Source organism: Algoriphagus sp. (assembly GCF_030694375.1).
In the GTDB taxonomy this organism is placed as follows: domain Bacteria; phylum Bacteroidota; class Bacteroidia; order Cytophagales; family Cyclobacteriaceae; genus Algoriphagus.
In genome coordinates this window covers 254,130-274,836 of the sequence record NZ_JAUXYL010000023.1, presented here as the reverse complement: position 1 = coordinate 274,836, position 20,707 = coordinate 254,130, and the positions used below count along the sequence as shown (strand labels likewise).

Sequence of the window (20,707 nt, the reverse complement as noted above, 5' to 3'; positions counted from 1 at the left end):
GAATTGTCCGAGATAAGGCATTTTTGACCGTCAGCGAACGAAATCAGTTTTCAGTAAGCAGTCACAGTTTTCAGTAGGAAACCATACAGTGAGAAAGTACTTCCTCTACGCACAGTGTGACCTGCCTGTCAGGCTAGCGAAGTCAAAGCCCATTTTAGAAACCAGGTATGGTAATTATTCATTTTTCAAGTAATCTACCGGATTATTCATGGCTGTTTTGAAACTTTGAACACTGATCGTAAGCCATGCAATCACAATTGAAATTACCCCTGCGATTAGGATCAAAAAAACATCAATATCCACCCGAAAGGCAAAATTTTGAAGCCAGAAATTAGTCATCAGGTAGTAAGACAATGGGCCAGCAATTAGAAATGCTATGCCTACCAAAATCGTAAAATCCTTGCTGAGAATGGTTACCAGATTGGCCATGGAAGCACCCAAAGCTTTGCGAATGCTGATTTCCTTTGAGCGCTGCTCGGCAGTATATGCTGCCAAGCCAAATAATCCCAAGCAGGCGATACTGATGGCTAGTACAGTGAAAATAAGGATGATATTCCCCATCTTTTTCTCCTGATTAAACAGTGCATCGAAATTGGCATCGACAAAGGAATACTCGAAAGCTGCTCCGTCGGAATGTTTTTTCCACGTTCGCTCAAGGAAAGCCAACTTGGACTCCAAATCACCCGGACTAATCCGAACCGCCAATTCACGGTTGGGTTCTGGACCCAATGTCATGATCAATGGTCTAACTGCATTTTTCAGACTTTCGAAGTTAAAATCCTGAATCACTCCGATTACTTCCCGCTCCACGGGCTCAGAATTAACATTCCAAAACCCTCCCAAACGTTGATTCCCATCTAAAGTAGTCCAGCCCATCTGTCTAAAAGCACTTTCATTGAGAAGAATAGCGCCGGTATCGCTTGGGTAATCCTTGGAAAAAAATCTACCCATGACCATTGTATATTTCATTGTTTCGAGGTGGTCATGGTCTACAAAATTCAGATTGCAGAGAAAATCCTGCTTGGTATCTGAAGTCTTGAAAACCGAATTCCAGTCAATATTCGGAGGAAGGGCATTTGCATAACTTGCAGAAACAAATCCGGAGTTAGCAAGCAGCTCCTGCTTAAATGACTCTGAATTCTTTCCCAATGCCATGGTGTGAAGTAGTTTTATGACGTTTTCTTTGTCAAAACCCAAGTTCTTTTCCTGCATGTAGTTCAGTTGCTTGTACACTACCATGCTACTGATAATTAAAGAAATTGAAATAAAAAACTGAAAAACCACCAGTCCGTTTCTGAAGTTGGAACGCTTCACTCCACTACGGATTTTACCTTTCAAGACTGCCACAGGGGAAAATGCAGTGAGGTAAAATGCCGGATAAGATCCCGCCATCAATCCTATCAAAATCATAAAACCAAGAAAAGCCGGCAAAACCAAAGGATGCGCAAAAAGCTCCAATCCCAACTCTTTTCCCGAAAGGGAATTGAAAGGCCGAAGCGCTATTACAATCAACAGCAAGGCAATAAAACCGGACATAAAACTGTAGACCATCGACTCAGATAAAAACTGACCGATCAATCTGCCTTTCCCTGCCCCGACGGATTTCCTAACACCTACCTCCTTAGCCCGATTTGATGAGCGGGCGGTGGAAAGATTCATAAAATTGATGCAGGCTATCACAATGATAAACAAAGCAATTGCTCCGAAAATATAGAGATACTGAATGCTTCCCCCCGGTTTAATTTCCTCATCCAAGTCGGAGTGTAAATGGATATCCTGCAAGGGTTGTATCAAATACCCAAACTGATTCCCAGCCTCAAGGAAAGCTTTCAGGGAAATCCCAAGGAACTGCTCTATCTCAGGACCGAAATACTTTTGAATAAAGCTGTCCAATGCAATTTTTACTTGCTGGGGATTTGAGCCCGGATGAATCCGGAAATACGTGTATAAATTATTGGAAGACCATTGGAGGTCTTTCATATATGCCCAACTTTCGGCCGAAAGGAGCATTTCGAAATCCAAGTGTGAATTGTGAGGTGGGTCAGCCACTACCCCTGTGACTTCGGTTGCTCGCTTGTCAGATCCTCTGAGGATGATCTGCCCAATTGGGTCAGCATCTCCAAAGTATTTCTTGGAAGTCGACTCGGTCAAAACAATCCGATCGGTACCAGAAAGTGCAGTTTTGGGGTCTCCTTGCAGCAACTCAAAACCGAAGAATTCAAAGAAATTGGATTCTGCCACCAGCATCATCGGTTCTGTGAACGTTTTCTCCTCTAATCGAATCGGCATGGTTCGGAATGCCCCTAATCGGATCGCATCTGCTACCTCCGGAACCTCATCTTTTAACGCTTGACTCAAGGGGGCGGGAGATAGGGCCATATTAAATTCATTTCCGTTCATCTTACCCTGCATCCCAACCCGATAGATCAATTCGCCCCCGGGGTGAAATTTGTCATAACTCAGCTCATCGACGATGTAAATGATGATCAAGATGCTGGCAGCCATTCCCAGACTTAATCCCAGGATATTGATGCCAGAGTACACTTTGTTTTTAAGCAGATTTCTGAAGGTGATTTTCAAATAGGATTTCAGCATGGCAGTAGGCTGGTGGAAAAGTGTTGGTTTAGTATCTGACTATTGAGATGCACTTTCATCCACTTAGGTTGCATTTTCAAATCACTAAGTGTTCCAAAACCAAAAAAGCCCCTCAGAACAATCTGAGAGACTTTTTTTCAAATTGGATAAAATAAAAGTGTCCAAATTTTGAGCGCTAGTGGACAATCTATCCTAAATCAAATTATTCAGCCTTAATCGCATTCACCGGATTGCTTCTGGCGGCTTTCAGAGATTGGGTTATCACGGTGAGTAGCGCGATTCCAAGAATAACAGCAGCGGCCAATGGAATGAACCACCACTCAAACTCGATTCGGTAAGCATACCCCTGAAGCCAATCTTGCATCAGCCAAAAAGCAAGCCCGGATCCAATCATTATCGAAATAGCCACAATGGCTATAAACTCCTTATTGATCACTTTCAGGATCGAAAATGTGGAAGCACCGAGTACTTTTCTGATCCCGATTTCTTTTGTCTTTTGCTCTGCGACATGTGCAGACAGGCCCATCAAACCCAAGCAGGAAATCAAAATCGTCAGGATACTGAAATACTTCGCCAAATCTCTCAAGCGGACATCATCCTGATAGAGTCTTGCATAATTCTCATCCATAAACTGGTAAGAGAACGGGAACAAAGGATTCAATTCCTCTGCCACGGATTGGATGAAACCCAAAGTGGACTGCATTTGGCCCGGCTTCACCCGGACATAGGAATTGAAGCTAAAACTCGGGTCTAAAAGCATAAAGGCTGGTTGCATGGATTCATGAAAGCTCTGAAAATGAAAATCCTCCACCACTCCAATGATTTGACGGCTTTCACCGCCTATGGAAAGCGTTCTAAGTTCTGAGTTATTTTGGGTGATCAGCTCCAAAGCTCTTCGGTTGATGATGACGGATTGGGTAGAATCCGAACCTTTTTCGCGGGAAAAATCCTCTCCTTCTATGAGCTTCATTCCCATAGTCTCCAGAAAATCATAATCCACCGGAAACCGTTCAAACAGCGCCGTGAAATCGGGGTCTTTACCCTCCCAATTTACATCGCCTGTATTACTATTTCTACCCAACATACTGTGGCTCACTCGGCTTACAGATTCGATCTCGGGATTGGATTCCAGACGGGCTTTGAAAATCTCATATTTTTCAAACAGATCTCCTTCGAGGTTCACGGATAGTAATTGGTCTTTCTCATAGCCCAGGTTTTGGCTAAGTGCATAATTTATCTGTTTGAAAATCACCACCGTGGAAACGATCATGCCAGTGGCAAGTATAAACTGGAAAAGAACCAGCCCCTTTCTCGCCATAACCACATTTTTACTTCCTTTCAGATGGTTTTTAAACACCGAAACCACTTTAGTCCCCGATAAGTAGAAAGCCGGATAACTCCCCGCAATCAATCCTGTGAAAGCTAATACCCCTACAAATTGCAACCAGAAAAATCCATCGGCATAAGGAATTTCAAGCTGTTTTCCTGTCAGATTATTAAAAATCGGAAGCGTACTCTGGACAAAAATCAAAGCCAAAAAGCCTGAGCAAAGGGTAATCAACACTGATTCACTCAGAAACTGATAAATCAGGGATGCTTTGTCCGCACCGGAGACTTTTCTCACTCCTACTTCCTTAGCTCGTTTTTGAGACTTGGAGGTGGATAAGTTCATAAAATTGATACAGGCAATGATCAGAATAAAAAATCCTATCATCGCAAACAGTTTGACAGTTTTGATTCGACCCTCCTGAAGGTTTCCATCTTTCCAAGATCCATGGAGGTATAGTTCACTTTTTGGAAAAACAAACAAGGCAACGTTACTTCCCTGATTATCAGCCTGTTTTTTCTTAAGAATAAAATCTTTGATAGAGGCAGAAAATGCTTCTGAATCAGTTCCTTTCTGAAGCTTTACAATGGTACTTGGTCCATTATTTCCCCAATATTTCAACCATTCATTATAAGGCTTATCAAACATGACCTTAAAAGGAATGATGTACTCAAATTTACTGTTTACGTTTCCCCCCAAATCAGCCAGTACCCCCTGAACGATGTATAATTCTCTACCTTCATTCGACACGAGTTCAACTGATTCACCAATAGCATCGGCTTTCCCAAAAAGCTTGATTGCCGCTGATTCCGTCAGCACGATATGAGATTTGTCAGTCAGTGCCTTTTCCCTTGCACCATATTGAAATGGAAACTGCATGATATGCAGGTAATCCTCTCCTGCATAAAAGCCTTGGAGCTTTATCTTGTTATCACCACTCACAAATAGATTTGGCTCAGTCCATGAGTAAGTTGCCGCACGTTCAACTTCAGAGAGACTTTCCTTCATCGCTTCAGCCAAAATCCCCGGTGTGGAACTCGTGGTAAATATTTCAGCACCATAGGATTGATGTTCCATTACTTGGTAAACCTGATCCATTTCAGGAAGTCCCTTTCCTACCTGGAATTCACTTTTGATCCACAACCCGATCAGAATCGCTGCCCAAAGACCTAGCGATAGTCCAAAGAGATTAATGAAAAAGGTCAGTTTGTTTTTGGCAAAGCCTCGAAATGCGATTTTTAGATAGTTGGTCAGCATGGGAGTTGGGAGGTTTGGATGTTTGGAGGTCTGGAGGACTGGAGGTCTGGATGTTGGGAAGTTAGGAGGCTAGGATGTTTGGGTATTAGGGAATTTTGAGGTTTGGATGAGAAGAAATCTTGATACTTGAATCTTGATACTTGATACTTTTTTACTCGCTTCGCAGGGAATTGACCGGATTGGAAGATGCCGCTTTGTATGCCTGATAACCTACCGTCATAATGGCAATTACCAATAAAACCAAACCCGATCCGGCAAAAATCCACCAGCTGAGCTTAGTCTGAAAGGCATAAGTCTCCAGCCAGGAATTGGCAAAATACCAGCCCAATGGAAGTGCAATTACTACCGAAATCAACACCAATTTGATGAAGTCCAAGGTGATCAAATTCAGGATTCCGGTCATGGAGGCACCGAGTACTTTGCGAACACCAATTTCCTTTTTGCGGCTTTCGGCAGTGAAGGCTGCCAAGCCAAAAAGCCCCAAACAAGAAAGAAAAATGGCAATCACTCCAAAATATTCAGATAAAACCGAAACTCGCTGCTCCTGAAGGTAGAGTGTCTGATAAGATTCATCCATGAAAGCAATCTCGGTTTTTTGCCCAAGGACAGTCTGAAAAACTTGGGTGATTCCGGCGATAGTTCTTTGTTGATCAGCTGTATTGATTCTGACCATAATATTTTGGGCAAAGCCAGGATCATACTTGATGAAGGCAGGTTTTACCGATTCTTTTAGCGATTCGAAATGGAAGTTTTTCACCACTCCGATCACCTCCATGTCATTGCCCCAGAGATTGACGATTTGACCAATTGGATTTTCAAATCCTATGGTGCGAACAGCTGCTTCATTGAGAATGATTTTGGTGTTTTCTTCACCGAATTCAGGGGAAAAAGACCTACCCTCCACCAGCTCAAAATCCATCGTTTCGATCAAACCCATATTGACAGAGATATTTTCAAACTTGACTTGCTCATCGGGATTTTTCCCTTCCCAAGTCAAACCGATCGTAGAGTTTGCCAGACCAATCAGCGGATGAGTAAGGCTTGAGGCATTTTCGACTCCTGCTACTTCCTTGACTTGATCAAGGACAGTATTCATCTGTGCTGCCGGAATGGATTCAGCCGGAATCTTTAGCAAATGCGATTGATTGTATCCTAAATTCTGATTTTGGATGTAATTCATCTGTTTCCCAATCACGACCACGCCTATGATCAAAAGCATGGATATCATGAATTGGAATACCACCAAACCTTTCCTGGCCAAAAGTTCTCCAACACTCCCTTTCAAATTGTTTTTCATGATCTGAACGGGCTTGAATTTGGATAAATAGAGCGATGGATAAATCCCGGCTATCAAGCTGGTTATCGCCCAAAATCCCACCAAAATGAGGACATCTTCCATCCCCAAACTCAAACTCAGCTCCTTCAAAGTGACTTTGTTGAAGACAGGTTGCAACACTGAAACAGTGATCAAAGCAATCACCAAGGCAAATAAGGTAAGCAGCAGTGACTTGACCATAAACTGGCCAAAAATCCCCATGCGGGATGCGCCCATGGATTTTTTTACTCCGATTTCTTTGGCTCTTGCCATAGATCGGGCGGTGGTCAGATTCATAAAATTGATGCAGGCGATCAGCAGAATAAATAGGGCAATACCTGAAAATATCCAAACATAGTTAATGCGACCTCCCGCTACTTTACCTCCTTCATAAGTCCCATACAAGTATGTATCCGCATAAAGCTGAACAAATGGAGTCACGTTAGATCCTTTGGCTCTATCCTTAATGAAACTTGCAATCTGAGTATTAAAGGCTGTTTCATCGGTCCCTTCTCGCAAAAGGACAACAGTAGAACTGTTGAAATTATCCCAATGAGCACCATCTCCAAGCATAGCTTTGAAAAAAGGAAATGCCATTAAAAACTCGGGTTTTTCTACATCTAGTGATCCAAAATCCCGGTAAACTCCGGTGACTTCCACCTCATTACTGAAGTCAAAAACCTGCCATTTCAGCGATTTTCCCATGGCATTTTCAGGAGACCCAAAAAGATTTTTTGCCATAGATTCAGATAAGGAAATCGCGTTGATTCCCAACAGCGCTTTGGATCGATTTCCAATGATAAACTCATGGCTGAACATGTCCAGATAATCCTGATCTACAAAAAGACCTTCCGCATCCAGTTTATCCGTACCGGAGTCGAGGATCATTCCCTTGATAAAAGGTGACACTCCAGCAGCCAATTCCACCTGAGGAAGTTCAGCTTTCATTGCTTCAGCCATTTCCGCAGGGGTGACTCCCCAAGTCACTATTCCACCAGCGTTATCATGATTGGTCATGACCGCATAAATCCGATCCGAATTTGCATGGTATCGATTGATACTCAGCTCATCCTTCACCCACATCGCAATCAAAATAACCGTAGTCAATCCCAAAGAAAGACCCAACAAGTTGATCAAGAAAATGGACTTGAACTTTTGAAAATTTCGGACTGCGAGCAGGAAGTAGTGGGAGAGCATGGGAAGTTGGGAAGTATGGGAGTTGGGGAGTTGGGAGTTGGGGAGTTGGGAGTTGGGGAGTATGGGAGTTGGGAAGTATGGGAGTTGGGGAGTTGGGAGGCTTAAAGGTTTTAGTGGTTGCTTTTTGAATTATTTAAATAATTGTATTATAGGTATTTAACCCTAAATCAACTTAAGCATGGAAACTTTCAAATTTGAGGAACTAAGGATTTGGCATACAGCAATGGATTTTGGAGAGCTAATTTTTGATGTTTCTTGCAGGTTTCCGATAGATGAGAAGTACAATTTAATTTCTCAAATCAGGCGGGCTGCTGATTCTATTGCCTTAAACATTGCGGAAGGTTCCACCGGCCAATCGACCAAAGAATTTCGAAAATTCATAGGATATTCCTTAAGATCGTTGGCCGAGGTGGTCACTTGTCTTCACAAGGCAAAAAGAAGAAAGTATCTACCCGAGTCTGAATTTTCCTCTTTTTACACTCAGTCTTATACTTTAATGAACAGCATGGGAGCTTTTCGGGCAACTTTAAAAACTAAAAAGGCTACCGAAAAAAGAGACACAAACTCTAGGGACACACCAACTTCCTAACCTCCATACTCCCATACTCCCCAACTTTAAACATGAAACTGCTCCCGGATATTCTCCGTGACCACTTTGCCATCAAATAGGTTGATGATTCGGTGGGCGTAGTTGGCATCGTGCGGAGAGTGCGTTACCATCACGATGGTGGTTCCCTCGTTGTTGAGCTCTTCGAGCAGGCGCATTACTTCTTCGCCGTTAGTGGAATCCAGGTTACCTGTAGGTTCATCGGCAAGGATCACAGATGGCTTGGCTACAATCGCACGGGCAATCGCCACACGCTGCTGCTGCCCGCCTGAAAGTTGCTGTGGGAAGTGATTTCTTCGATGCATGATGTTCATACGAGTCAGCACTTGTTCCACCTTAGTCTTTCGCTCGTCAGAAGGGATTTTGAGGTAAAGCAAAGGCAATTCGACATTTTCGAACACAGTCAGTTCATCAATCAGATTGAATGACTGAAAGACGAAACCGATGTTTCCTTTTCTCAAGGCAGAACGTTGACGTTCGGAGAATTTTGCCACTTCCTGATCCAGAAAGTAATACTCTCCCCCATCCGGATTATCCAGCAGGCCGATGATATTTAGGAGCGTGGATTTACCACAACCTGAGGGGCCCATGATGGCGACGAATTCGCCTTTTTTAATTTCAATTTGGATACCATCCAGCGCAGTGGTTTCCACTTCTTCGGTAGCATATAGCTTGCGAAGGTTTACAGTTTTGATGACGTTTACCATTTGGATTTCGGATTTCGGATCTCAGATTTCGGATTTCTATAACCCAAAGTCTTGATCCACTTTGTTGATTTATTTTTCTATTTAATTGATTTTCAACTTCTTTATACCAATACAATTATATCGGATTTACTTTCAGAGCTCGGGGTTATGAAAATCCGAAATCCGAAATCATACGTCCGACATCACCTAAGCTCCAGCACCTCATTGTTCCCAAAATTCTCATACCCGCTGACGATGACTTTTTCGCCTTCAACCAAACCTTCGAGGACTTCATAGAACTCTGGATTTTTTCTGCCTAATCGAATATTTCGCCTTTCTGCATTTCCAGCTGCATTGAGAACAAAAACCCAATTTCCTCCTGTATCCTTGAAAAACCCACCTGTTGGCAATAGCATGCTTTGTTCACTTTGACCTAATTCAAGGCGGATTCGTACACTTTGACCACGTCGGATTCCGGCAGGATTTTCTCCGGTAAAAGCCATGTCTACTTCAAACCGGCCATTGGTGATCGTTGGGTAGATTTTGGTGATTTCGAGTTCGTAATCTTGTCCACTTAAGGTGAATTTACCACGTAGTCCCTGACCGATTCTCGGGAGGTAGAGTTCATCAATAGGTACTCTCACTTTGAATTCATCCAAAATATCAATCTGACCATAGCGTTGGCCGGGATTGATAGCCTGACCGATTTCGAGTTGCTGAGGCGTAGCCAATTGCCCTGCGATGGGAGCAGTGATCACCAGATTGTTCAGGATATTGCCCACTCCATTGAGCGATGCATTCATTCTCCCCTCCGATTGGCGCAACTGACTCAACTGAAATGATCTGGCAATGGAATCGTTTCGGTAGGACGTATAGGTGAGTTTTTTGCGTTTTACATTGTATTCATACTGCTCTTTAACCTCTTCGAATTCACGATCGGAAACCAGTTTTTTTTCATGAAGCTGTTTAAACCGCTCATATTGAGGCTTGAGCAAGCTGATCTGATAATCGATTTCGGCAAGTTGCCCCTGCTGATTCAAGTCGTTTTGATCCAGCAAAAGCCGCGTTTGTCTCAAGTTGTTGATTTGCTCGTAAAGCATGGTCTCCCGTTGCATGACATCGAGTTGAAGGTTGGAGTTATTCAAGACCAAAATCGTATCCCCTTTCTTAAGCAAAGCTCCTGATTCCCTTATGACCTGATTGACCATACCGCCTTCGATTGCATCAAGGAATACCGTCCGGGCAGGTTCTATCTGACCCGAAACCAGGATGTAGTCAGTAAATTCTCCTTTTGAAACGGTGGCTATACTCAATCGATCCTTGTCAACATTCATCGTGGATCGATGGTCAGCATATCCAATTTGGTAGATAATTCCTCCCACCAAGACTGCACCGCCGATCACGGCAGCGATTCTTTTGAGAGTCCATGTTTTCTTTTCTATTTTTCTGTCCATTGTGTGAAAATGCCCTCATTGGCTTGTCCTCTTTATGCCAAATGATGTGCCATGCAAAAAACAGCCCGCAGGCACTCCAAATCAGGATTTGCAGAAAATGCAAATTTCAAGTCTCGAACAATTTCGTCCGCCACCGAACAAAAGTGGGTCAATCCCGAATTTTTTTTAGTACCTTATTCAGATAAAAGTTGATTCCAAAATCGGCCATAATCGTCCGAAAATGGCACTTTTTAATCCTTTTTAATCATTCTGAAAAATCGGCAAACTTTTGGAACAAGAAGGCAGTGGGCAGTCTGCAGTAATCAGTCGCAGCGCCGGACTATCAGTTAGCCTTGTTCAGGAAAAGTACACCTTCTAACTAGTGCTAAAGCGAGAGTAGATTTATATTGAATCAACTTTAAATAAAGCTGACTTATGGCTTTTCTTCTTCGGAATACGGGCTTCTGCCATTTTAATTACACACCAATAAATTTAACCGTCCTCTCCCATGAATGATCAAAGATTTGGTAAAATTCTCATCGTGGATGACAACGAAGACCTGCTGAAAGCAGCGAAGATCTTTCTGAAGCGACATTTCGCTCAAGTTGACACCGAGACCAACCCTGACTTACTTCCTATTCTGACACACAATGAAAACTATGATGTGATTCTGCTTGACATGAATTTCACAAAAGATGTCAGTTCGGGTCAGGAAGGTTTCTATTGGCTGGATCGAATTCTCGAATTGGATCCTTCTGCAGTGGTGGTATTGATTACCGCTTATGGTGATGTGAATTTGGCAGTGAAGGCCATTAAAGAGGGTGCGACAGATTTTGTATTAAAGCCTTGGGAAAACGAGCGTTTGCTTGCCACCTTGAGTTCAGCCCTGAACCTCCGACAAAAAAAATTGGAAGTCAACCTGCTAAAAGACCAAAAAGACACCCTACAACAGGACATTGACAATAAATTCAAAGACATCATCGGTCAAAGTGTAGCCATGCAGAAGGTTTTCGAGACGATCGAGCGAGTGGCAGCAACAGACGCCAATGTATTGATTTTGGGAGAAAATGGCACAGGAAAGGAACTCATCGCGCGTGCAATCCACCGACATTCCCGAAGAAATCGGGAGGCATTTGTGGGGGTTGATTTGGGATCTATCACTGCTACTCTTTTTGAATCGGAGCTATTTGGGCATAAAAAAGGATCTTTCACAGACGCCAAAGAAGATCGGGCAGGAAGGTTTGAACAGGCGCATAAGGGGACGCTTTTTTTGGATGAAATCGGGAATTTACCTTTGCCTCTTCAGGCCAAGCTCCTGGCAGTCTTACAAAACCGACAAGTAACCCGAGTCGGAACCAATCGCCCGGTCGATGTCAATATTCGTCTGATTTCAGCGACCAATATGCCAATCCACGACATGGTTTATGATAATGGATTTAGACAGGATTTACTCTATCGAATCAATACGATCGAAATTCAGCTGCCGCCACTGCGTGAGCGGGTAGAGGATATTCCGGTATTAGCCGATCACTTTATTTCCTTTTACTCAAAAAAATACAACAAAGACATCCGAAAAGCCTCCGAACCGCTCATCAAGCGGATGATGAAATATCACTGGCCGGGAAATATCCGGGAGCTTCAGCACTCCATCGAACGCGCAGTCATCATGAGCAATCACAATGTCCTGCAGCCTGAAGACTTATTCTTGCAGAAAATGGCTCAGCCTGATCAGAAAGATGAATCGGTAAGCTTGGAACACCTCAATATTGAAGATGTAGAGCGGATCCTGATCCGCAAAGCGCTACAAAAGCACAATGGGCATATCACCCGTGCGGCAGACGAATTGGGTTTGACTCGATCCTCCCTTTACAGAAGATTGGAAAAATATGGTCTATAAGCGGTTTTCAACAGGGATTATTGTCCGAATAATCCTGATTACCATTTGTCTTTTTTCGGGAATTTGGCTTTTCTATGTGCAGGAATTATGGCTAGCACCGGGCATTTTGGCTTTGGTTGTCGCTTTTTTAGCCGGTGAGATGATTTATTATGTCAACTCGATCAACCACAAACTTGCCCGCTTTCTGGACTCGATCCGATTCACTGACTTTTCCTCTTCTTTCACCTCTGACAGCAAAATGGGCGGTTCTTTCCGGGAAGTCAACCTGGCTTTCAATGAAGTCATGGAAGTGTTCAAACAGACACGGGCAGAAAAGGAAGAACAGATGCTATTCCTTCAAGTCATCATTCAGCATATCAATTCCGGTATTATATCTTTCAATGCCGAGGGAAAAATCGGGATCATTAATAATGCAGCAAAGCATTTACTGCAAATCCCACAATTCAGAGACATCAAAGATCTGGGAAAATTATCACCAAAATTATTGAAGGAGGTGATGGAAATGAAGCCGGGACAGCGCATTTCATTTAAAGTAAACAACAGTCTCCACCTCATCATCCAATCGGCCTCCCTGAAGATGGGAGGACAAAGTTGGTCGCTCCTTTCCCTGCAAAACATTAACGCCGAGCTCCAGTCTAACGAACTTGAGGCTTGGCAAAACCTGACCAAAGTCCTTCGACACGAAATCATGAATTCAATCACTCCGATTTCGAGTTTGGTGGAGTCGCTCCGGACGATTCTGGATGAGGATAGCTATGTGCAGCAGGAGGGATTTTTGATCAAAAGAGACGGTTTTCAGGATATACAGGAAGGGTTGGACACCATCGCCAACCGAAGTAAGGGTTTGGTGAATTTTGTAAATGCTTATCGTGATTACACCAATATTCCGGAGCCCAAAAAAGAACTAATTGCAGTGAAGGCTCTATTTGAAAATGTGATCGGATTGATGAAGGAAGAATTGAAGTCAAATCAGATTGACATCCAAACTGAAATAATTCCGGGGGATTTGGAGGTCCTTTGTGACCCGGATCAGATTACCATGATTTTGATCAATCTGGTGAAAAATGCGGGCGAATCCATCCAAAACCAAGCAGATCGAACCATCTGTCTAAGGGCTCTAGGGCAAGGAGACATGGGAACAATTATTCAGGTGGAGGATCACGGGCCGGGGATAATCCCTGAAGCCTTGGAGCGAATTTTTGTTCCTTTCTACACCACCAAAAAGACCGGTTCAGGAATTGGGTTGGCGATTTCGCGACAGATTATGAACCTTCATAAAGGGAGCCTTCAGGTAACTTCCGTGACGGGAGAGCGGACGGTTTTCACCTTGAGTTTTAAGTGACTAATAAGTCTCTCATTTTGTTTTTTTAATTTGTTTTTAATAGCCACAGCTACCGGCAGGCAGGTGGAATATATTAAATAATCATTTCCCTCACGAAACCAGTTCGGGACAAGCTGTGTGATCGCGTACCTACGGGATCATGGGCATTCCAAACGATTTTCAACTAACCCAAAAACTAATTTCCACCGACCCTGACTTTTTTAAAGTATTGGTTGTAAATTCTTTCCAAAAAAAGAGATGAAATCGAGCATGCCCCCTGAGGTGACACACAGAGGAATGATTATCAAACTTGCGAGATTCCCTGTCCGAATACAGGCGGGCATCTGACCAAAAAAATTAAATTATAAACAGGTGAAATCGAGCATGACTAAAAAGTCACACACTGGGATGATTATCGACCATGCGAGATTCCATGTGGCCTTAAAGAAAAAATTATAAACACATGAAATCCAGCATGACCCTACAGTGTCACACAGAGTAATGATTATCTGTCATGCGAGATTCCATGTGGCCTTTAAAAAACAAATAAAAAGATGAAAAATGAGGAGATAAGAAATGCGGCTTACCAGCTGGCTGGATTAATTTATGGGATATCCATGGATGGGATCATTACCAAAAATGAGTATGAAGCAATGAAAAGTTGGTGTTATGAAAATGAACCACTTTGTGAAATGGATTCATTTCAACGGCTTCACAGTCAAATCAAACCTATTATAGATGACGGCAAAGTCAATAAAGAAGAAATAGAGGAGCTAAAGGACATCCTCAATAGCTTTTTGGAAGAAACCGGGTCAATAAATGACAAAGAACCCAACTTATATTTTCTGAACGGAATCTTTAAAGGAATTCTTGCCAGCGGAGACGTAAATACCTATGAAATCTACAAACTCAATCAATGGCTTGAAAAGAACGAACATTTGAGAAAATCAACACCTTTCGATGAACTGTTTTCTTTGATTGCATCTGTTCTTGAAGACAAGAAAGTAGATGATGAGGAAGCTATCAAACTAAAGGCTTTCTTTTCAGCTCATTTGAAATAGGAATAAAAAGCCCGAAACTATTGGATTTCGGGCTTTCCTGAATTATCGGACAAACTTGATCGTGTTTAAGTTGAACGTATTCCAAATGGAAACCTCGCCTTCCGGTTGAAACACAAAATAGAGATCCTGAAAATCCACCGTCGGCTCCAGGCTCAGTTTCACATTGAAAAACTGTCCTTCCAAATTTTTTGGCCGGTCGTCTTTACTCAGGACTTTCGTCTCAGCGATCAATTTACCTTCCGGACTTCCGATTCTGACCTGTAGCGATCCTTTTGCATTTCCGGGATTTATAGCGAGTTCCAATGCTGAAATTCCGGTTAGATCCAGCTTGTCAAAGACGATCCATGAATTTCTTGCCGTAAACTTTACAAACTGAAATTGAGGACCGTTGGCCTTAGCTACGTCTTTAAGCTCAGTTGCGGTAGAAGCACGCACCAAACTGTTTCTCAAGGTCAATTGACTCATCGTTTTTTGCGGAGCGATTCCATTCGCACCTTTGTCTTCATATGCAGCTTGGATGAGATAGTATCCTTCCGGATTTTGTACTTTGTCCAGTTTAAAGTTTCCCTGAAGTGGTAAAGCACTACTTCCAGCCTGAGGGTTGGCAATGCCCAAAATAAACTCGACCATTTTTTCAACTTGGGAAGATTCCAATTGGGGATGCCCTGGCATCACCCGCTCGCCCCATACTCCTCCTCCACCGTTGATAATCCTCCCTGCCAAATAGGTATTGGCATCGGGTCGATCTTTATACTTCTGTGAAACCGCGGTATAATTTGGTCCGACAGATTCCTTTTCTATGGCATGACAGGCCTTACAGCCAGCTTGAGTAATATATGATTCCCCGGGATGAATTTGTTCCTGCTGATGTCCAATTTGGATTAAATCATATCCACCTTCTAAATAATCAATGCTAAAATTCACTCGGGAAGGATCTATTTTACCGTCTTCCAGATCACTTACAATTACTTGATACGGGACGGATTCAGGCCCGAAATAGAAACTTTTGTTTTGCTTCCAGTCAATATTCACAACTGGTGCTTCATTCCCCACTTTGATCTCAAGATTTGCCACTGAACTGGCTCCTGCCCGATCTTTAACCGTAAGTTTGACAGGATAAACACCCGGCTTTTCAAAGGTAAATGCTGGGTTAGCATCGCTGGAACTTTGCCCCTTGCCAAAATCCCACACATAAGTAAGTTGGTCTTCTGGATCCAGATCCACAGTCCCTTCTGATGAAAACTTCACAGCTAAAGGAGCTGCACCTACGGTTTTGTCAGCACTGACTTTGACTTGTGGTTTTCTGTTTCCAGCCGCAAATTCAATTCTATAAATCCCAGAGTCATCATTTTGGGAACTCCAGAAGGTTCCATATTCTAAAATATAAAGCGAACCGTCTTTGGCAAATTGCATATCGACAGGTTTGTCGAAAACAGTGGATGGCATGAAGCGCTCCATGGTATCATATTTATAATCTTCTGTCAGACTCACAGTAAAAATCCAATTGCGCATCCAATCATAAAAAATACCCTTCCCATCGAAATATCCAGGGAAACGAACCTCAGAGGCTTCATAGTCTGCCCTGTAGTAAACTGGCCCGGCCATGGCATTCCTTCCGCCTGTACCGAGCATTGGAAACTCGGTAGATTCATCGTAAGGATACCAAATTAGAGCCGGAGTAGCGGGGGGTAAAATCTCCACTCCCGTATTGTTCGGCGAAGTGTTTTTTGGAGCTGCAGGATCAAACTCAAAAAGACTTTCCTGCTTCTCAAAATCATATTTCCAGTACGGTTTATTATTTCCTACAAAATAAGGCCATCCAAAATAGCCCGGCTTGGTCGCCAAATTAAACTCATCATGCCCTTTTGGACCTCGTTTTAAACTATCGAAGGAAGCATCAGGCCCAACTTCTCCCCAAAACAGGTTTCCATTGCGCTGATCAATTCCGATCCGAAAAGGGTTTCGATTGCCTTTCACATAGATTTCGGGACGTGTATTTGGAGTTCCTACGGGAAAAAGATTACCCTCCGGAATGGTGTAAGTTCCATCTGCCTGTGGCGTAATCCGAATGATTGAACCTCTCAGATCATTGGAATTTCCTGAGGTTTTTTGAGCGTCCACATTTGCCGGTCGGCCTGTTCGCTCATCAATAGGATTGTAATTATCGGATTCAAAAGGAGTCGTATCATCTCCCAAACTCAAAAATAAATTGCCTTTGGAATCAAACTCAAGCGATCCTCCCGAATGGCAGCAACCCCGGAATACCGGAATTTCCAACATTATTTTTTCAGTGGACTTATCCAAAAATCCATCCACCAAAGTGAAGCGGGAAAGCCGGTTGATTTCCAGATCCCCTGCCGGCGAATAGTATAGGTAAATCCATTGATTTTCCTTGAATTTTGGATCTTTGGCCAAGCCCAGCAATCCGTCCTCAGCCTGGGAATAGACATCCAAAAATCCTATTTCCTCCACTTCACCGCTTTGTGCAACAAACTTTCTGATTTTTCCGGCCCGCTCGATAAAAAGCACGTCAAAATTATCCAGAACCTCCAATTCCATGGGTTCATTGAGTTTTTCTACTAGGGTGATTTTGGTAAAGCGACTTTCCTCAGGTCGAATGGTTGCGAAGGGATCTTCGTCTTTTTTGGCACAACTCCACATTATCAAGCTCAAAAGCCCAAGTGCCTTTAATTTTTTGATCATAAATTGAGCTGGTTATTTTAGTCCGGTTAAGATAAAGAAATCATGTAAAATTGAAATGGGTTTTTATTTGAAGAACACAAGCGAGGAAATTTCTTCAAACGACCGAGATCCCTCTTATACCAATCCGAGGGGCAACAACCATGATGATAAACTGGATTGGCCAAATCAAAGCAAACCCTGACTAAAAATTTTAATTGCCACAGATGCACAGATAAATAGCCGTGCATCTCTGGCAATTATAACATAGAAATTGAAAAGGAATCAAAATCCTCCACACCAAATAAAGAAATCTCTATTTGATTCTTTTCCCTGGTATCATAAAAGAAAGTCCGAGAATCAACTGTTGATTTTTGTAATCTTCTTTGCCAAGAACATTTTCAAAGGAGTATTTGCGCTCATTCATTTCCCGCTCAAATCTCAAGTCCAAGCCTACGGGACCAATATTGACTCCCAAGCCCATCTGAAAACCCAGACCGAAGGGCTCGGTTTTTTGGAAATTTTCAGGCACCGAAAACTTCTCATCGAAGGTGTAGTGCAGAGATGGACCGATGGAAAAGCCAATAACCTTAAAAAGTCTCATTTTCACCAATACAGGCAGGTCAACTTTCTGATAATCTACAGCACCCAAACTCGTTTCAAATTTTGACTTAGTATAGATCATCTCCGGTCTTAATGAGATATCGTAACTGGATAGTTGAAAAAAAACACCTAGGTGATAACCCATGTTTTCACTTGGGCTGGAGAAAATCTGGCCGGCATCTTTGAAGTATTTACCGCTGGTATTGTAATTCATTCCACCTTTGAATCCAAATCCAGAACCTTGCTGGGCAAGAGCTGAAATACCCAAAAACAAGCTCATAATGATCAATAATGCTGATTTTTTGCTGTTCGTCATCTTTTCAGAGTTTAATTTGGTTCTTTGTCGCGGCAAATGCCTGAAATGTAACCGAGCCGACAATCCAATTTTCTGTTTGTGCCGTACTTTATTCAAAGTAGATTTAATAACTATTAAGAAAACAGCTGAAACACAAGCAATACCTTGGTTGTTAAACCCATGTCAAAAAGTTGACCAAAAATTCAAATAAATCTGTAGAACCTTCACCAGATGCAAAATTTGCAAAATATCCCAATATCTATGATAAGTCTGATAGTGAGCCTCTTGATGGCTTGTGGTAGTTCACCTTCCGAGAACACAAATCTAAACACAGGACAGGTAGAGCCTGAAGCAAATGTGGTTTTTTCTTCTAAAACTCAACTGGCCACATTCGCAGGTGGTTGTTTTTGGTGTGTTGAAGCGCCATTTGAAGATCTTGACGGGGTGATTTCGGTGATTTCGGGTTACTCCGGAGGCAAGGAAAAGAACCCCACTTACAGCGAGGTGTCCTCGGGAAAAACCTCACATAAAGAGGCTGTACAAATCACTTTTGATCCCGAGGTGATCAGCTATTCTGAATTAGTAGATATTTTCTGGCAAACCTATGATCCTACGGATGTGGGAGGTTCATTTTACGACAGAGGTCCTCAGTACGAATCAGCTATTTTCTTCCATGATGCGGAGCAGAAAAAAGTAGCAGAGGAATCCAAAGCAAGATTGGATAAGTCCGGAAGGTTTAAAAAACCTGTAGCCACCCCGATTATCAAATACACCAATTTCTATGCTGCTGAAGATTATCATCAGGATTACTACAAAAAAAGTCCAAAGGAATACTATGCTTATCGGAATGGAAGTGGTAGAGACGCATTCATCAAAGCGAATTGGCCTGAATTGAGCGCTAAAAAGTATCAAGCTACTCCAAAGAGTGAATTGAAGAAAAATCTCACACCACTTCAATACGAAGTAACCATGGAAAACGCCACAGAATATGCCTTCCAAAATGAATACAATGGAAATAAGGAATCAGGCATTTATGTATGTATCGTGTCCGGCGCACCGCTTTTCAGTTCGAAAGACAAATATGAGTCAGGCTCGGGTTGGCCAAGTTTCACAAAGCCGATCGATGCAAGAGTAATCGATAAGCCGATTGACAAAGAACTGGGAATGACGCGGGTGGAAGTACGGAGCAAGCTTGGCGGTAGTCATTTAGGTCATGTATTTTATGATGGCCCTGCACCCACCAATCTGCGGTATTGCATGAATTCTGCAGCAATGAAATTTATCCCAAAAACTGAAATGCAGGCCAAAGGATATGGAGATTACTTGTGGTTGGTGGATTGAAATTTTGAAAAAAGGACTGTCAGTTGACAGTCTTTTTTTTGAAACAATTACTTTAAAATCCGTCACCCAATTGCTTTAAGCCGGACTATGCATTAGGTTTCGTTATGAGGACAGTAAGTGCAATAAAATCAGGCTGTTTGGAGACTGAGTCCGCCGCGGCGGATATGGTGATCCCGATAGCTCGGGAGAAAATAGCAACGTAGTGACTGATTTTGAAGCAATTACTGGCCGCAATAACTTGTGCGCCGTGGCGTAGAATTGCTAATGCATAGTTCGGGTTTAATAGTAAAAGTAAAAAGAGGAATAGCGAGAGCTGTTGCTCATCTATATTTAAAAGCCCAAACAATCTACCTGCTCACTATTCACGAAAAGCTCGAAAAATCCGATCTGAATCCTAATGAACTCAATGAAATAATAGAGTCAAAGCAATTTCCTGAAAGTCAGATTAATCCTCGGCTCAAGTACTTTTTTGGTTTTGGGAAGCTGATGTTCCCAATGATGCTGACTTTCGCCTGACATCATTAGAAGACTTCCATGCGTAAGGGGAATGTCAATTTTGTGATTTTTTGTTTCGTAGTGTCGGACCTGAAATAACCGCGTTGAACCAAAAGTAATGGATGCTATACTTGGATTCTTACCCAAGACCGCTTCATTGTCCCGATGCCAGCCCATGCTGTCCCGACCGTCACGATAATAATTGCAGAGCACGTGTGTGAAAACGATTCCAGAGAACACCTGAAGTTTTTCTTTTATCTCCAAAAGCTCTGTAGTCCAGACCGAGGGATTCATGGATATCCCAGAATATCCATAAGGTCTACCCGCATCCCCATACAAGGCAGTCAGCCGTGGCTGCATCACCATTTTTCCAAACATCCGGATGGGTTCCTGCTTCCAATCCAGTGATTTCTGAAGTTTCTGGAAATAGTAATCTGCCAGTTTTTTTGAAAAAAAATCATGTACAAGGTTTGTTTCACCCTGAAAGGGTAAAAGATTGGAATTGTCTGGTGTGAAAATGGACTTTTGCATACCCTATCAACTAATTTTAATCTTATTGGGTTATTTTTCCACTCTGTTTATTTTTGAAATTTACCCT

The 20,707-nt window shown here is 42.6% G+C and carries 14 protein-coding genes; 6 read left to right on the top strand and 8 right to left on the bottom strand.

Annotation, left to right across the window (positions count from 1 at the left end):
• Positions 1-174: 174 nt before the first annotated feature.
• The 3 genes from Q8M62_RS08980 to Q8M62_RS08970 form a co-directional block, all read right to left on the bottom strand.
• Positions 175-2,595, bottom strand: coding sequence for an ABC transporter permease (locus Q8M62_RS08980; protein ID WP_304900525.1), 2,421 nt, complete (start codon positions 2,593-2,595; stop codon positions 175-177).
• Between the two features lie 202 nt (positions 2,596-2,797).
• Positions 2,798-5,179: an ABC transporter permease gene (locus Q8M62_RS08975; protein WP_304900526.1), complete on the bottom strand. Its 2,382-nt coding sequence runs from the start codon at positions 5,177-5,179 to the stop codon at positions 2,798-2,800.
• 151 nt (positions 5,180-5,330) lie between these two features.
• Positions 5,331-7,631, bottom strand: a complete 2,301-nt coding sequence (locus Q8M62_RS08970) for an ABC transporter permease (protein WP_304900527.1) — start codon at positions 7,629-7,631, stop codon at positions 5,331-5,333.
• An 18-nt stretch (positions 7,632-7,649) separates the two neighbouring features.
• Between Q8M62_RS08970 and Q8M62_RS08965 the strand changes: the two genes are divergently transcribed.
• Positions 7,650-7,796, top strand: coding sequence for a hypothetical protein (locus tag Q8M62_RS08965; protein WP_304900528.1), 147 nt, complete (start codon positions 7,650-7,652; stop codon positions 7,794-7,796).
• A gap of 73 nt (positions 7,797-7,869) precedes the next feature.
• Entirely contained in the window at positions 7,870-8,280 is a 411-nt protein-coding gene (locus Q8M62_RS08960; RefSeq protein ID WP_304900529.1) for a four helix bundle protein, read from the top strand.
• Between the two features lie 26 nt (positions 8,281-8,306).
• Here Q8M62_RS08960 and Q8M62_RS08955 read toward each other — a convergent pair whose 3' ends face one another.
• A complete protein-coding gene (locus Q8M62_RS08955) occupies positions 8,307-9,005 on the bottom strand; it encodes an ABC transporter ATP-binding protein (protein ID WP_092728285.1) in 699 nt (232 codons plus the stop codon).
• 182 nt (positions 9,006-9,187) lie between these two features.
• Complete coding sequence (locus tag Q8M62_RS08950; protein WP_304900530.1) at positions 9,188-10,438, bottom strand: efflux RND transporter periplasmic adaptor subunit; 1,251 nt, start codon at positions 10,436-10,438, stop codon at positions 9,188-9,190.
• Positions 10,439-10,925: 487 nt separating this feature from the next.
• Between Q8M62_RS08950 and Q8M62_RS08945 the strand changes: the two genes are divergently transcribed.
• The 3 genes from Q8M62_RS08945 (at position 10,926) to Q8M62_RS08935 (ending at position 14,696) form a co-directional block, all read left to right on the top strand.
• Complete coding sequence (locus tag Q8M62_RS08945) at positions 10,926-12,314, top strand: sigma-54 dependent transcriptional regulator (protein ID WP_304900531.1); 1,389 nt, start codon at positions 10,926-10,928, stop codon at positions 12,312-12,314.
• Positions 12,304-13,656: a PAS domain-containing sensor histidine kinase gene (locus tag Q8M62_RS08940; protein ID WP_304900532.1), complete on the top strand. Its 1,353-nt coding sequence runs from the start codon at positions 12,304-12,306 to the stop codon at positions 13,654-13,656. Before Q8M62_RS08945 ends, Q8M62_RS08940 begins: the two co-directional genes overlap by 11 nt.
• A gap of 533 nt (positions 13,657-14,189) precedes the next feature.
• Entirely contained in the window at positions 14,190-14,696 is a 507-nt protein-coding gene (locus tag Q8M62_RS08935; RefSeq protein WP_304900533.1) for a hypothetical protein, read from the top strand.
• A 42-nt stretch (positions 14,697-14,738) separates the two neighbouring features.
• On the opposite strand, the gene Q8M62_RS08930 is transcribed toward Q8M62_RS08935, so the two are convergent.
• Together Q8M62_RS08930 and Q8M62_RS08925 are read right to left on the bottom strand one after the other, a co-directional pair.
• Positions 14,739-17,399 carry a PQQ-dependent sugar dehydrogenase gene (locus Q8M62_RS08930; RefSeq protein ID WP_304900534.1) on the bottom strand — a complete coding sequence of 887 codons (2,661 nt, stop codon included), beginning with the start codon at positions 17,397-17,399 and terminating at the stop codon, positions 14,739-14,741.
• A gap of 292 nt (positions 17,400-17,691) precedes the next feature.
• Positions 17,692-18,294, bottom strand: a complete 603-nt coding sequence (locus tag Q8M62_RS08925; protein ID WP_304900535.1) for an outer membrane beta-barrel protein — start codon at positions 18,292-18,294, stop codon at positions 17,692-17,694.
• Positions 18,295-18,630: 336 nt separating this feature from the next.
• Here Q8M62_RS08925 and msrA point away from each other — a divergent pair, with 336 nt between their 5' ends.
• On the top strand, positions 18,631-19,614 hold the full coding sequence (msrA, locus tag Q8M62_RS08920) for a peptide-methionine (S)-S-oxide reductase MsrA (protein ID WP_370690552.1): 984 nt from the start codon (positions 18,631-18,633) through the stop codon (positions 19,612-19,614).
• A gap of 420 nt (positions 19,615-20,034) precedes the next feature.
• Here the strand turns inward: msrA and Q8M62_RS08915 are convergent, their stop codons facing one another.
• Positions 20,035-20,640: an alpha-ketoglutarate-dependent dioxygenase AlkB gene (locus Q8M62_RS08915; RefSeq protein ID WP_304900537.1), complete on the bottom strand. Its 606-nt coding sequence runs from the start codon at positions 20,638-20,640 to the stop codon at positions 20,035-20,037.
• Positions 20,641-20,707: the final 67 nt, after the last annotated feature.

Coding starts and splice junctions, on each gene's coding strand:
- Q8M62_RS08980 (WP_304900525.1), bottom strand. CDS start 2,595: ATGCTGAAATCCTATTTGAAAATCACCTTCAGAAATCTGCTTAAAAAC.
- Q8M62_RS08975 (WP_304900526.1), bottom strand. CDS start 5,179: ATGCTGACCAACTATCTAAAAATCGCATTTCGAGGCTTTGCCAAAAAC.
- Q8M62_RS08960 (WP_304900529.1), top strand. CDS start 7,870: ATGGAAACTTTCAAATTTGAGGAACTAAGGATTTGGCATACAGCAATG.
- Q8M62_RS08955 (WP_092728285.1), bottom strand. CDS start 9,005: ATGGTAAACGTCATCAAAACTGTAAACCTTCGCAAGCTATATGCTACC.
- Q8M62_RS08950 (WP_304900530.1), bottom strand. CDS start 10,438: ATGGACAGAAAAATAGAAAAGAAAACATGGACTCTCAAAAGAATCGCT.
- Q8M62_RS08945 (WP_304900531.1), top strand. CDS start 10,926: ATGAATGATCAAAGATTTGGTAAAATTCTCATCGTGGATGACAACGAA.
- Q8M62_RS08940 (WP_304900532.1), top strand. CDS start 12,304: ATGGTCTATAAGCGGTTTTCAACAGGGATTATTGTCCGAATAATCCTG.
- Q8M62_RS08935 (WP_304900533.1), top strand. CDS start 14,190: ATGAAAAATGAGGAGATAAGAAATGCGGCTTACCAGCTGGCTGGATTA.
- Q8M62_RS08930 (WP_304900534.1), bottom strand. CDS start 17,399: ATGATCAAAAAATTAAAGGCACTTGGGCTTTTGAGCTTGATAATGTGG.
- Q8M62_RS08925 (WP_304900535.1), bottom strand. CDS start 18,294: ATGACGAACAGCAAAAAATCAGCATTATTGATCATTATGAGCTTGTTT.
- Q8M62_RS08915 (WP_304900537.1), bottom strand. CDS start 20,640: ATGCAAAAGTCCATTTTCACACCAGACAATTCCAATCTTTTACCCTTT.